Below are 12,788 nucleotides of genomic sequence, written 5' to 3'. Positions count from 1 at the left end.
ACTCCTAAAAGCCGATTATTTATGGAAAGCAAAAAACCTTGTTCGGGGCCTGATGAAGGCCTGGATGTGAAGGATAGTTCGCGCAGGAATTTCCTGAAACAATCAACCCTGCTAACCGCCGTAGCCCTTACACCGGGCACCGCCATTAAAGCTGCTGCCAGCCATGTAGATGAGCAGATTGCCGCCGTTTTTGAAAAAATGCCTTTAAAAATGCAGGTAAACGGCAGGCAGCAAAACCTATCGGTTGAGCCACGATCAACCCTGTTGGATATTTTACGGGAGCAACTGGACTTAACCGGCACTAAAAAGGGTTGCGACCACGGCCAGTGCGGCGCATGTACCGTTCATGTTGACGGGCACCGTATAAATTCATGCCTTACATTGGGCATTATGATGAATGGTAAACAAATTACCACCATTGAGGGCCTTGCCAATGGCGATAAGCTGCACCCTATGCAGGAGGCTTTTATAAAGCACGATGGTTTCCAGTGCGGGTATTGCACACCGGGGCAAATCATGTCGGCGGTGGCCTGCATCCGCGAGGGGCATGCCAACTCCGAACACGAGATTCGCGAATATATGAGTGGTAATATTTGCCGCTGCGGCGCTTATCCTAATATAGTTAATGCCATACAGGAAGTAAAAGATGGAGGGATGGCCGTATGAAACAGTTTCAATACGTAAAGCCAACTACATTACAGGCAACATTGGATGTAATTGGCAAACCCGGCTCAAAAATTATTGCGGGGGGCACCAACCTGATTGATTTGATGAAGCGAGGCGTTACTGCGCCCGATAAGCTGGTTGATATAAATCACCTGGAGATAGTTAATCATGTATCATTAAAGGCCATAACCGCAACCAAATCAGGCCTGTCTATAGGTACACTGGCGCTCAACAGCGTGGTATCAGAAAACGATATGGTAGTACAGCGGCAACCGCTTTTGGCGATGGCCCTTAAAGCGGGGGCGTCGCCGCAATTGCGCAATATGGCAACCGTTGGTGGTAACATGATGCAGCGCACCCGTTGCGGGTATTTTTACGATACCACGATGCCTTGCAATAAGCGGGTGCCGGGCACAGGCTGTGGGGCCATGGAAGGCGTTAACCGTATGCATGCTATTTTTGGCGCAAGCCCACAATGTATTGCCGTGCACCCCAGCGACATGTGCGTTGCCCTTGCTGCGTTGGATGCTACTGTGATCATAGCAGGCAAAAAAGGTGAGCGACACATTCCTTTTACAGCATTTCATCGCCTGCCGGGAGAACATCCCGAGCTGGATAACACCCTGGCCAAAGATGAGTTGATTCTTGGTATCGAGATTCCGGATAATAACTTCGCCAAAAACAGCTACTATTTAAAAATCCGCGACAGGCAATCATATGCTTTCGCGCTGGTTTCTGTAGCGGCGGCGCTTGAAATAGATAACGGGCTGATAAAAAATGCCCGGCTGGCCATGGGCGGTGTTGCCCATAAACCCTGGCGACTTTTTGACGCCGAAAAATCACTTGTTGGCAAACCTGCAACCGAAGAAAGTTTTGCCCACGCGGCACAGCTGGCTATGCAGGGGGCAAAAGGCTATGGCAATAATTCATTCAAATTAAAACTGGCACCGGCCACCATTACCGAGGCTTTAAAACATGCAGCAGGCTTAGTTTAACATCACCATGAAAACAGCGATAGACAAAACGATGCCCTCATCGGCAGAAGGCATGGGCCGGGTAGACGGAAGGTTAAAAGTAACCGGGGCAGCAAAATACTCGGCCGAATATACGCCGGCCGGTTTAACCTATGGGGTACTGGTAGGCAGTACCATTACCAAAGGCAGCATTACTGCCATTGATACCAAGGCCGCTTTAAAAGCGCCAGGAGTATTGGCTATAATTACCCATTTAAATGCCCCAAAAGTGCCCGGCGACCAGCCCGAAAAGGACAAGAAAGCGGGCGACAAGGGCGCTTTAAAGGTTTTTTATGATGATAAAATATATTACAACGGCCAGCCTGTTGCCATTGTAATAGCCGATACTTTTGAGCGTGCGCAGTTTGCAGCATCATTGGTAAAAGCGCAGTATAGGGCCGAAAAGCATACAACCAGCCTGCCCGATAACCAGGATAAAGGCTTTGCACCACGCGGCGAAGGCGGCTACAAGCGGGGGACCGAAGATGCCTGGAAAACTGCCCCGTTTAAACTGGAGCAGGAATATATTGTGCCTACGGTAACCCATAACCCTATGGAGCTTCATGCCATTATTGCCCGTTGGGATGCCGAGGATAAATTAAGCGTTTGGGATAAAACTCAGGGCGTTAAGGACACCCAGCAGGATTTGGCGCGCTTGTTTAAACTGCCTGTACAAAACGTGCAGGTGCACTCGCAATTTGTAGGCGGCGCATTTGGCAGCGCTTTGCGCACCTGGCCGCATGAAGTGGCCGCCATACTTGGTGCTAAGGTGGCGAAAAGGCCTGTGAAGGTAGTTTTAAGCCGCGCCGATATGTTTACATCGGTTGGGTACCGCCCTTTTACCTGGCAAAAAATTGGCATAGGCGCTACTGCCGATGGGAAGCTTACCGGTATTACCCATGAGGCGGCCGGCCAAACATCAACCTACGAAGATTTTACCGAAGGGCCTACCGGCGTAAGCCAGAATTTATACGCCTGCCCCAATGTAAATACCAAATACAACATTGTTCCGCTTGATATTGCGACACCTACCTGGATGCGCGGCCCAGGCGAAGCTACCGGCTCTTTCGCGCTGGAATCGGCACTGGACGAGCTATCTTACCAGCTCAAGATAGATCCCGTTGAATTGCGGATCCGTAATTACGCCGAAAAAGACCCGGATAGCGGAAAACCGTTTTCGAGCAAGTTTTTGAAAGAAGCGTACGCGTTAGGCGCAGATCATATAGGCTGGAAAAACCGGAAGGCAGAGCCCGGCTCGGTAAAAGAAAATGGCTGGTATGTTGGCTACGGAATGGGCGGTGGCATGTTTGGCGCCTACCGCGACAAGGCAACCATCAAAGCCGTGATGAAAGCCGATGGTACGCTGTTGCTACAAAGCGCGGTGAGCGATATTGGCCCCGGTACGGGCACAGCTATGGTATTAATAGCCGCCGAACAAATGAACATCCCTGCCGAAAAGATAGAATTTGAGCTGGGCGATTCGTCATTACCCAACGCGCCCACGCAGGGAGGCTCGGCAACTACAGCTAGTGTTGGCTCGGCAGTATATAAAGCCTGTGCCGATTTAAAAGAGAAATTTCAAAAGCTGGTTGGCAATGGTGGCACCGACAACCCTGATTATGCGAAAATATTAAAGGACCACAACCTGGCATCGCTGGATGTAACTACCGAAACTGATGGAGGTAACGGGATGCAAACCTATGCCATGAACTCCTGGTCGGTGCATTTTGTAAAGGTTTTGGTAAATGCCGCAACCGGTGTTGTTAAAATTGACAAGGTTGCCTGCGTAGCAGATTGCGGCCGAATTATCAGCCCTAAAACAGCACGCAGCCAGGTTATAGGCGGCGCGATAGGAGGGCTTGGCATGGCTTTGATGGAGGAGTCGGTGATTGATCACCGGTATGGCCGTTACATCAACAATAATTTTGCCGACTACCACGTGCCGGTAAATGCCGATATCCCGCAAATAGATGCCCTGTTTGTAAACAAACCCGACCCCATCATCAATCCGATGGGTGCTAAAGGCATGGCCGAGATAGCCCTGATAGGCATGGCCGCCGCTGTAGCCAATGCAGTATACAACGCCAGCGGAAAGCGGGTACGGGAGTTGCCCATAACGCCGGATAAGGTGATGGGATAGGGAGGAGGAAATGCATTGCAAAGCGCCCGGAAAATTGAGAATTTACTTTCAAAATACTTCTTTTTGCCGACAACGCCAATCATTTCATCTACGTTATTGTTATAATCGCAATAAAAAAAGCCGACATGAAAAAACTGATCATACTTACGCTGCTAATCGCTTTTAGCTCATTTACCTTTGCTCAAAACAAAAAGGTGGTTTGCTGCGCCAATCCATCATCAACCCAGCGTTTTGCCATGCTGGCATCCAACCCTGAGTTCCGGATGGCGCATTTAAAGCCCTTGCCAATCCATTTTCAGAGCAGTATAGGCGCAAATATTACCTACCAAACACCCGACGGAAAAACATCTACAGCCTATTTGCTGAAAGCAAAAAAGCCTACCAATAACTATATCCTGGTGATCCACGAATGGTGGGGCCTGAACGATTATGTTAAACGGGAATCGGAAAAAATTTACAATGATTTGGGCAATGTAAATATCATTGACCTTGACCTTTACGATGGCAAAATAGCTACCGACCCTAAAGATGCCGGAAAATTAATGCAGGCAGTTGTTGAAGACAGGGCCAAAGCCATCATCAATGGCGCTATTACTTATGCAGGAGCCGGGGCGCATATTGCTACCATTGGCTGGTGCTTTGGTGGCGGCTGGAGTTTACAAACCGGCCTGCTTGCCGGCAAAAAACTGGCAGGCACCGTAATGTATTACGGCATGCCCGAACAGGATGTGGCCAAATTAAAAACGCTGAACGCCGATGTGCTGGCCAATTTTGCCAATAAAGACCAATGGATAAACCCTAAAGTAGTGGGTAAGTTTAATGATGATATGAAAGCTGCCGGCAAAAAACTATACCTGCACCAATACGATGCCGACCATGGTTTTGCCAATCCCAGCAGCCCGGCCTATAACAGCGACGCCACCAAAGATGCTTATGCCAATACCATAGCGTTTTTTAAAGCAAGGTTAAAATAAACAAAAATGCTAAAGTTGCGTTATTGGGAAGCAAGTTAATCCTTGCTCCATTTTTCGTAACATTGTATAAACTTTTAGCTTCTTGACCACTTCTACTAAAAAAACAATTTCTTATCTACTCAAAGCCAGTATAGTAATAGTAGCCGGATTGTTTATTTACAGGCAATTTTCAAAAAAAAGCACCGAGCTACAGGAGTTTGAACTATTAGCATCCAATTTAAGTGTTTCAAGAGTGGTTTTTACACTTGGCATTGTGGTGTTACTTATGTTCTTAAACTGGTTTTTGGAGGCGCTCAAATGGCGTTACGTTACCAAAGCCCTGATAGCTATATCTTTATGGGAGGCTGTAGAAGCTGTTTTTTGCGGCCTTACCTGGGCTGTAACCACTCCTAACCGGATTGGTGAATATGGTGGCCGTGTTATGTTTTTACCAAACCGAAAAAGGATTCCTGGTGTTTTTGCTATGGGAGTAGGGGCATTTAGCCAGGCTTTAATCACCAATATACTGGGTATCATTTCGTCAGTTTGGTTTGTGCTAAGTTTTATTAATGATAAAAAATGGGCGTATATAACTGTTGTTGCCATTTTGGGCGTATTGGTTTTACTGCAGCTTATCGTTTATTTCCATATTAAATGGATGGTGTATTTATTTGATAAGATTGCCTTTATCCGTAAATATCATCGGTTTTTTGATGTGTTGAGCAGGTATAAAACCAATGAACTTCTTAAAACCATGGCCTTTAGCCTGGCAAGGTACGCCACTTTTACATTTCAATATTACCTGGTATTCCAGTTGCTGGTGCCACAAGTCTCCATTATTCCTATGCTGCTGGTACTTATGGTGTTTTTCTTTGTCACGTCAACATTGCCCTCGCTCGATTTATTTGATATCGGGGTGCGCGGTTTTACAGCGGCACACCTGTTTATATACGTTACAGATCAAAAATTGGCCGTTATATCCTGTGTTTCGCTCATATGGCTAATAAATTTGTTTATTCCTGCTATTTTAGGTTCTTTATTTGTTTTTAAACTCAAATTCTTTGATCGCAACGCTTAGTATCATTTCGTTACTGCTTACCTTCCTGTACGTGGCGTTAATCCTGTATCTGGTAAAAGGATGGTTTAACGTTAAAACCACGCAACTTTCGCCTACAAGCTTTAATACCAGGGTTACCGTACTTATTGCCGCCCGTAACGAGGCCCAAAGTATCCATTTAACTATCGGCGACATCCTGGCACAGGATTACCCCAAACACCTGCTGGAAGTTATCATTGTAGATGATCATTCGACAGATAATACCGCTGAAATTATAGCAAGCTTTGGCCGCCAGGGTATTACGTTACTTAAGCTTAACGAAAACCAACCTTTAAACTCCTATAAAAAGAAGGCTATTGCCGAAGCGATAAAGCTGTCATCGGGCGAGTTAATGGTAGCTACCGATGCCGACTGCCGCATGGGCAGCCAGTGGCTATCAACCATTGTTGGGCATTACGAAGCTTTTAACCCGGTAATGATATCATCGCCTGTTACATTTTTTGAAGAAAAATCGCTTTTTGAATTGTTGCAAACCCTGGAGTTTGCTTATTTAATAGGGATAGGCGCGGCATTTATAGGTAATGGCCGGGCATCAAACTGCAATGGGGCCAACCTGGCCTACCGCAAGGATGTATTTAATGAAGTTGGCGGCTTTGCAGGTATTGACGAACTGGCATCGGGCGATGATGAGTTGCTGCTGCAAAAAATTGCTGAACATTTTCCCGGCAAAATAGCTTTTCTCAAGCAGTCCGAAGCGGTGGTTTATACCCACGCCAAGCCCAATTTTAAAGAGTTTATGCAGCAAAGGCGGCGCTGGGCATCCAAGTCAACAAAATATAAGAATAAAAAGGTAGTGGCATTGGGTTTCGCCTTTTGGGGGTTCAATGTGTTATTGTTGCTCAACTTATTGCTTGGGTTATTCGACGTATATTTTTTTAAGCTTTTTTTAGCGCAGATACTCTTAAAAATTTTTGTCGAGCTTTTTTATATCATCCCCATTACTTCGTTTTTTAAGCGGAGCTACCTGGTTAGTTTAATTTTATTATTAACACCATTGCATATTGTTTATATTGCCGTAATAGGCGTAATAGGCGGTAATAAACAATACCAGTGGAAAGGCCGCATGGTAAAATAGCCCTGTTTTTAATATCAATGTAATTTGTAGCAACGCAATTGCTTATTGTGCCTATTTAAGCGATATTTAGCCAAACGGAACTATTAACTATTGGCCCAGCTTACCCCCTCAAAACGCACCTGGAACGCATTTAAGCGTAATAAAATTGCCATGGCCGGCCTCGTTTTCATTGCGATAACCTTATTGGTGGCTATTTTGGGGTATTTGATAATGCCCGACAACACCCCGCAAGCCAATAACATGACAATACAGCTAAGTATTAAAAAGCCCGGCACAAAATTCATGATGTTGCTTATACGCAAAGGCGAGCAGGTGGACACTGTGGGTTTTTTTAGGCGGATGTTTTTTGGACAGCCCTCATTTTACAGGGAACTACCTATTACAGGGTATTATTTTAAACAGGATTCTATCCACGTAAACGAATATATTGGCAATGAAGATAAACCCGACCCCAAGGCCTATAATATTTTTGAAGTGGTAACCGGGATTAAACCGCGCTACCATTTTAACAAAGTATTGTTAAGCCCAACCTTCTCCTGCGAAAAAACCGCGGAGATATATAAAAATTTCAGTGATAAAATTAAAGGCGAGCAAATAACCACCAAAACTTTTTGGCTGGGTACCGATGTTTACGGGCGCGATTTGCTGAGCCGCCTGTTGCTGGGTACGCGTATTTCATTGGCAGTTGGGCTGATGTCGGTAATAATCAGCATGTTTTTAGGGGTAACCATTGGTTCCATAGCCGGGTATTTTGGCGGGTGGATTGATGGGGCTTTAAGCTGGGTGATGAATATATTATGGTCGTTACCGGCGTTGTTGCTGGTTATTGCTATATCATTTGCTTTAGGGAAGGGGCTTTGGCAAATATTTATTGCAGTAGGCTTATCCATGTGGGTTGAGGTAGCCCGCCTGGTACGCGGCCAGGTAATGAGCCTGAAACAGGTAGAATATGTAGAAGCCGCCCGCGCCCTCGGTTTCAATAACAGGCGTATCATTACCAGGCACATTTTGCCAAATATAACCGGCCCGATTCTGGTGCTGGCATCCTCAAATTTCGCATCGGCAATTTTGCTCGAGGCCGGGCTTAGTTTCCTGGGTTTTGGTGCACAGCCACCAATGCCAACATGGGGTGGTATGATTAAAGAGCATTACGGGTACATCGTAATGGATTCGGCTTTCCTGGCCATTATTCCTGGCCTTGCCATTATGCTGCTGGTGTACGCGTTTAACCTGGTTACAGTTGGTTTGCGCGATGCTTTCGATATAAAATCACAAAGTACACGCATTTGAAAATATTTTTTTTACTTTAGTCATGCGACTAAAAACAAATGCAATACAAAGACGATAGTTCTGGCGAAGACGAATTAATAAGGCTGTTGCTGAAACGGCAATCCGAGTTGAATTCCTTATTGGAGATCACCAGGGCCATTAATAAGAATACTTCTACCCCAATACTTATACAAATGCTTGAGGTTATCCTGCAAAACTATCTGCAGGTTGGCAAGCTCCGTTTCCTGATAGAAAAGGAAAATAAGTTTGTATGTATCTCTAAATACGGCGGCGAAACAGAGTCGGCGATGGCATTGAGCAGGGCGTGTGATAAATTAAAGAAGGTTAAGTCGCCTGTGGCGATAGCCGACCACCAGGATATTACCCTGCGTAAATACAATTATTTTATTCCGATATACCACAAAAGTAAGGCCCTGGCTTACGCGCTTATCGGCGATTTTGACACATCGGGCGAGATGTTAAGCAACGATCTTAACTTCATCCAAACCCTGATGAATGTGATCATCGTGGCGCTGGAGAATAAAAAATTATTTAAAGAGCGCTTACAATCAGAACGTTTTCAGCGCGAAATGGAGCTTGCCGTTGAGGTGCAGAATATGCTGATACCGCTGAGGATTCATAAAGATGATGCAGTAGAAGTTGGCGCTAAGTATCTGCCCCATCAAAATATAGGAGGAGATTATTTTGATTTTATCCGCCTTAATGAAAACGAATTTTTATGGTGTATTGCCGACGTATCGGGTAAAGGAATATCGGCAGCGCTGCTGATGGCAAATTTTCAGGCCAGCCTGCACGCCTGGGCCGCGGTGGAAGACGACCTGACCAATATTATTGATCGCCTTAATAAAATAGTGCTTAACAATACCAAGGGCGAACGGTTTATTACTTTGTTCCTGGCCCGGTATAACCAAAAGAAACGCAAACTAAATTATATTAACGCCGGCCATAACCCAACCATTCTTTTTGCTGATGGTGAGGCCATTCCGCTAAAACTGGGTACCACAATGATTGGTGTTTTTGAAGAACTACCTTTTTTAAACGAAGGAGAAGTGGATGTTGAACCCGGCAGCCTTATTGTAAATTATACCGATGGTTTGATGGATTTTGAATCAACCAGTAACAAGGTTTGGAACGAAGATAAACTACTTGCTTTTGTAAAAACACACGGACACTTGTCGCCCGATAATTTTAACGACCTGCTTTTAGATCACCTGAGCCTTGGGCATAAAAGCAAGCCAATAGACGATATTACCCTGCTTACACTGAAGATATTTTAATACACGCCAATTTCACGAATTGAAGCGAATTTAATACACACGAATAGGCGTGAATTGGAGCGAATTTCATCAATGCCGGTCTAAAATTATATTGCTGAACTATTCTTCGGTCCTGATACTTGATACTTACTACTTGATACCTCTATCTTTGTAACATGTTAGCAGCAAGGTACCAATTTGAATTGATTGAAGCGGGATGTGATGAGGCTGGTCGCGGCTGCCTTGCAGGGCCGGTGTTTGCTGCGGCTGTTATCCTCCCTCATGATTTTGATCACAATTTACTGAACGACTCCAAGCAGGTATCGGAAGAGATACGTTATCAGCTACGTACAGTAATTGAAGAACGGGCCATTGCTTATGCTGTTGCATCGGTTGATAATTTTGAGATAGACGAAATCAACATTCTTAATGCCTCTTTCCTGGCTATGCATCGCGCTATAGAAAAACTGCACATTGCGCCGCAGTTTTTAATTATCGACGGCAACCGGTTTAAAAAATACCCAAACGTTCCGCACGAATGCATTATTAAGGGCGATGGTAAATATTTCAGTATTGCAGCGGCATCCATATTAGCCAAAACTTACCGGGACGACTATATGTTAAAAATTGCTGCCGAACACCCGGAATATGATTGGCATACAAACAAAGGCTATCCAACTATAAAACACCGCGAAACGGTTATGAAAATTGGTTTTACGCCATATCATCGTAAAACTTTCAGGGTGAGCGACCCGCAGCTGAGTATTTTTTAAAGATACTTTGGGTATATGTTTTGATAACCACTTTCTGGTTGGTATTTTTGTGACAAACCCATCAATCATTTGAAGATCCTTATTTTAACACATCGTGTCCCATTTCCGCAAAATGGCGGATATGCCATAGTGGTGTGCAATACCATAAAAGGATTAATTGCCCTTGGGCATGAAGTGTCGCTGGTGGCGTTAAATGCGCAAAAGTATAGCAGCAGCTATTATGAAAAAGATGAGCTGGAAGATAAAATAAACTATAGCTCGTTTAAAATCAACATCAACGTATCTATGTTTGATGCTGCCGTGAACCTGTTTCGCAAAAAATCAAACAACGTAGATAGGTATTACGATGCCGAGTTTGAGAAATTGCTTATCAGGGAGTTAAAGCAAACCGCTTATGACATTATTCAGTTTGAGGGTTTGTTTGTAACACCTTACCTGGCATCTATTCGCAAAGTATCAAAAGCCAAGCTTATTTACCGGTCACATAACATCGAACACCAGGTTTATGAGCGGCTTGCGCATCAAAAAACCGACCTGCTTAAAAGGTGGTACCTGCGCATGGTTGCCCGCCGTATAAAAGATTATGAATTGCAACAGCTTAATAAGTTTGACGCAATTGCGGTATTTACAGCCGAAGATCAAAAAACGGTGCTTTCATACGGCGCCACCATTCCGGTCGAGATTTTTCCTGTTGGGATAGATCTTACCAGGTACCGCCCCGATTTTAAGAAAACAGAATTCCCCAGCTTGTTTTTCCTTGGTTCGCTGGATTGGCTGCCCAACCGTGAGGGGATAGAATGGTTTATTGATAATTTCTATAAAGACCTGACAGAAGGCGATTTGCGGGTTAAATTTTACGTGGCAGGCCATAACATTCCCGAGCGTTTTGACGACTATGAGGTAATGGGTAAAATATTTATCCAGGGCGAAGTTGACGATGCTTTTGATTTTGTAAATAGCAAAGCCATTATGATTGTTCCGCTTTTATCAAGCGGAGGTATGCGGGTGAAAATTGTAGAGGGAATGGCCATGCAAAAATGTATTATATCCACCGCCTTAGGAGCCGAAGGTATAAACTTTACCAACGGCACCAATATCATGATAGCCAATGATCGCGCCGAGTTTTACCATGCCATAGAACGGTGCATATCCGATGAAGAATTTTGCAAAAGCGTTGGCCTCAATGCGCGCAAATTGGTTGAGCAGCAGCATGATGTAAACAAGGTTGCAAAGGATTTGGTTAAGTTTTATGAGGAGCTAAGTAAAACGGATAGCTGAGTCAACTATCAGCTATAAAACCACTTTCTTAATTTGCAACCCGGCTTAATTTTCCTCACCAAAATAATTACCTTTGCGGCTGATTGAACTGACCGCATGAAGAATACTGCTTTAACCGATGTACATATAAAAGCCGGTGCCAAAATGGTGCCTTTTGCCGGCTACAACATGCCCGTGCAATACGTGGGTATTAACGCCGAACACGAAACCGTACGCAAGGCGGTAGGGGTGTTTGATGTAAGCCACATGGGCGAGTTTATTTTGAAAGGCGATAACGCGCTTGACCTTATCCAACGGGTTACAAGTAACGATGCCGCTAAATTATACGATGGCAAAGTGCAATACTCCTGCCTGCCAAACGAAGACGGTGGCATTGTAGATGATTTGCTGGTTTACCGTATTGACGAAAAGACGTACATGCTGGTAGTTAATGCATCAAATATTGATAAAGACTGGGACTGGGTATCCAAATACAATACTAAGAGTGTTGATATGAAAAACATATCTGACCGTACATCATTGCTGGCCATCCAGGGTCCCAAAGCTGCCGAAGCACTACAAAGCCTTACAGATGTTGACCTGGTATCCATGGAATACTATACTTTTAAAAAGGGAAGGTTTGCCGGTGTTGATAATGTGGTAATATCGGCTACAGGTTACACCGGTGCAGGCGGGTTCGAAATTTATTTTGACAACCAATACGCAGAACAGATTTGGGCTGCAATTTTTAAAGCCGGTGAACCATTCGGCATAAAACCAATTGGTTTAGGCGCCCGTGATACCTTGCGTTTAGAAATGGGCTTTTGCCTTTACGGTAATGATATTGACGATACCACATCGCCATTAGAGGCCGGCCTTGGCTGGGTAACCAAATTCAACAAGGAGTTTACCAATGCTGAAGCTTTGCAGCAACAAAAACAAGCAGGCGTAAGCAAAAAACTGGTTGGTTTTGAAATGATAGACCGCGGTATTCCACGTCACGATTACCCCATTGTTGATGCCGATGGCAATACCATTGGTAAGGTAACATCGGGCACGCAATCGCCGTCGCTACAAAAAGCAATTGGCATGGGTTATGTTGATAATGCCTTCGCTAAAGAAGGTACAGAAATTTTCATCAGCATCCGCGATAATAAAATAAAGGCTAAAATTGTAAAGCCGCCTTTTTACAAATAGGCCCACCCCTAACCCCCTGAAGGGGGAACAAGAGTCTGCACTCTAATTTAT

Annotated in this window: 11 protein-coding genes; all 11 read left to right on the top strand. The window is 44.7% G+C overall.

The window, feature by feature from the left end; genetic code table 11:
- Positions 1 to 21: 21 nt before the first annotated feature.
- The 11 genes from AC1DU2_RS14855 to gcvT all read left to right on the top strand — a co-directional run bounded on the left by AC1DU2_RS14855 (position 22) and on the right by gcvT (position 12,737).
- Entirely contained in the window at positions 22 to 666 is a 645-nt protein-coding gene (locus AC1DU2_RS14855) for a (2Fe-2S)-binding protein (protein WP_477385119.1), read from the top strand.
- A complete protein-coding gene (locus AC1DU2_RS14850) occupies positions 663 to 1,661 on the top strand; it encodes an FAD binding domain-containing protein (RefSeq protein WP_477385118.1) in 999 nt (332 codons plus the stop codon). Before AC1DU2_RS14855 ends, AC1DU2_RS14850 begins: the two co-directional genes overlap by 4 nt.
- A 7-nt stretch (positions 1,662 to 1,668) precedes the next feature.
- Entirely contained in the window at positions 1,669 to 3,819 is a 2,151-nt protein-coding gene (locus AC1DU2_RS14845) for a xanthine dehydrogenase family protein molybdopterin-binding subunit (protein ID WP_477385117.1), read from the top strand.
- Positions 3,820 to 3,944: 125 nt separating this feature from the next.
- Complete coding sequence (locus tag AC1DU2_RS14840) at positions 3,945 to 4,793, top strand: dienelactone hydrolase family protein (protein ID WP_477385116.1); 849 nt, start codon at positions 3,945 to 3,947, stop codon at positions 4,791 to 4,793.
- 82 nt (positions 4,794 to 4,875) lie between these two features.
- Positions 4,876 to 5,850, top strand: coding sequence for a hypothetical protein (locus AC1DU2_RS14835; RefSeq protein ID WP_477354897.1), 975 nt, complete (start codon positions 4,876 to 4,878; stop codon positions 5,848 to 5,850).
- Positions 5,834 to 6,964, top strand: a complete 1,131-nt coding sequence (locus tag AC1DU2_RS14830; RefSeq protein WP_477385115.1) for a glycosyltransferase family 2 protein — start codon at positions 5,834 to 5,836, stop codon at positions 6,962 to 6,964. Before AC1DU2_RS14835 ends, AC1DU2_RS14830 begins: the two co-directional genes overlap by 17 nt.
- A 90-nt stretch (positions 6,965 to 7,054) precedes the next feature.
- Positions 7,055 to 8,254 carry an ABC transporter permease gene (locus tag AC1DU2_RS14825; RefSeq protein WP_477385114.1) on the top strand — a complete coding sequence of 400 codons (1,200 nt, stop codon included), beginning with the start codon at positions 7,055 to 7,057 and terminating at the stop codon, positions 8,252 to 8,254.
- 38 nt (positions 8,255 to 8,292) lie between these two features.
- Positions 8,293 to 9,531 (top strand): PP2C family protein-serine/threonine phosphatase, encoded by a 1,239-nt coding sequence (locus tag AC1DU2_RS14820; RefSeq protein ID WP_477354888.1) that lies wholly within the window; start codon positions 8,293 to 8,295, stop codon positions 9,529 to 9,531.
- Between the two features lie 155 nt (positions 9,532 to 9,686).
- Positions 9,687 to 10,283, top strand: coding sequence for a ribonuclease HII (locus AC1DU2_RS14815; RefSeq protein WP_477385113.1), 597 nt, complete (start codon positions 9,687 to 9,689; stop codon positions 10,281 to 10,283).
- 69 nt (positions 10,284 to 10,352) lie between these two features.
- Complete coding sequence (locus tag AC1DU2_RS14810) at positions 10,353 to 11,561, top strand: glycosyltransferase family 4 protein (RefSeq protein ID WP_477354882.1); 1,209 nt, start codon at positions 10,353 to 10,355, stop codon at positions 11,559 to 11,561.
- Positions 11,562 to 11,657: 96 nt separating this feature from the next.
- Positions 11,658 to 12,737 (top strand): glycine cleavage system aminomethyltransferase GcvT, encoded by a 1,080-nt coding sequence (gcvT, locus tag AC1DU2_RS14805; RefSeq protein ID WP_477385112.1) that lies wholly within the window; start codon positions 11,658 to 11,660, stop codon positions 12,735 to 12,737.
- Positions 12,738 to 12,788: the final 51 nt, after the last annotated feature.

It is taken from the genome of Mucilaginibacter sp. P4_C11, from assembly GCF_056402115.1.
Note: the sequence above shows the minus strand (reverse complement) of the source record. Positions and strands in the feature narration are given on the sequence as shown.

Excerpts from the sequence above, each read along its gene's own strand:
- AC1DU2_RS14855 (WP_477385119.1), top strand. The coding sequence starts at position 22 with ATGGAAAGCAAAAAACCTTGTTCGGGGCCTGATGAAGGCCTGGATGTG.
- AC1DU2_RS14850 (WP_477385118.1), top strand. The coding sequence starts at position 663 with ATGAAACAGTTTCAATACGTAAAGCCAACTACATTACAGGCAACATTG.
- AC1DU2_RS14845 (WP_477385117.1), top strand. The coding sequence starts at position 1,669 with ATGAAAACAGCGATAGACAAAACGATGCCCTCATCGGCAGAAGGCATG.
- AC1DU2_RS14840 (WP_477385116.1), top strand. The coding sequence starts at position 3,945 with ATGAAAAAACTGATCATACTTACGCTGCTAATCGCTTTTAGCTCATTT.
- AC1DU2_RS14820 (WP_477354888.1), top strand. The coding sequence starts at position 8,293 with ATGCAATACAAAGACGATAGTTCTGGCGAAGACGAATTAATAAGGCTG.
- AC1DU2_RS14815 (WP_477385113.1), top strand. The coding sequence starts at position 9,687 with ATGTTAGCAGCAAGGTACCAATTTGAATTGATTGAAGCGGGATGTGAT.
- gcvT (WP_477385112.1), top strand. The coding sequence starts at position 11,658 with ATGAAGAATACTGCTTTAACCGATGTACATATAAAAGCCGGTGCCAAA.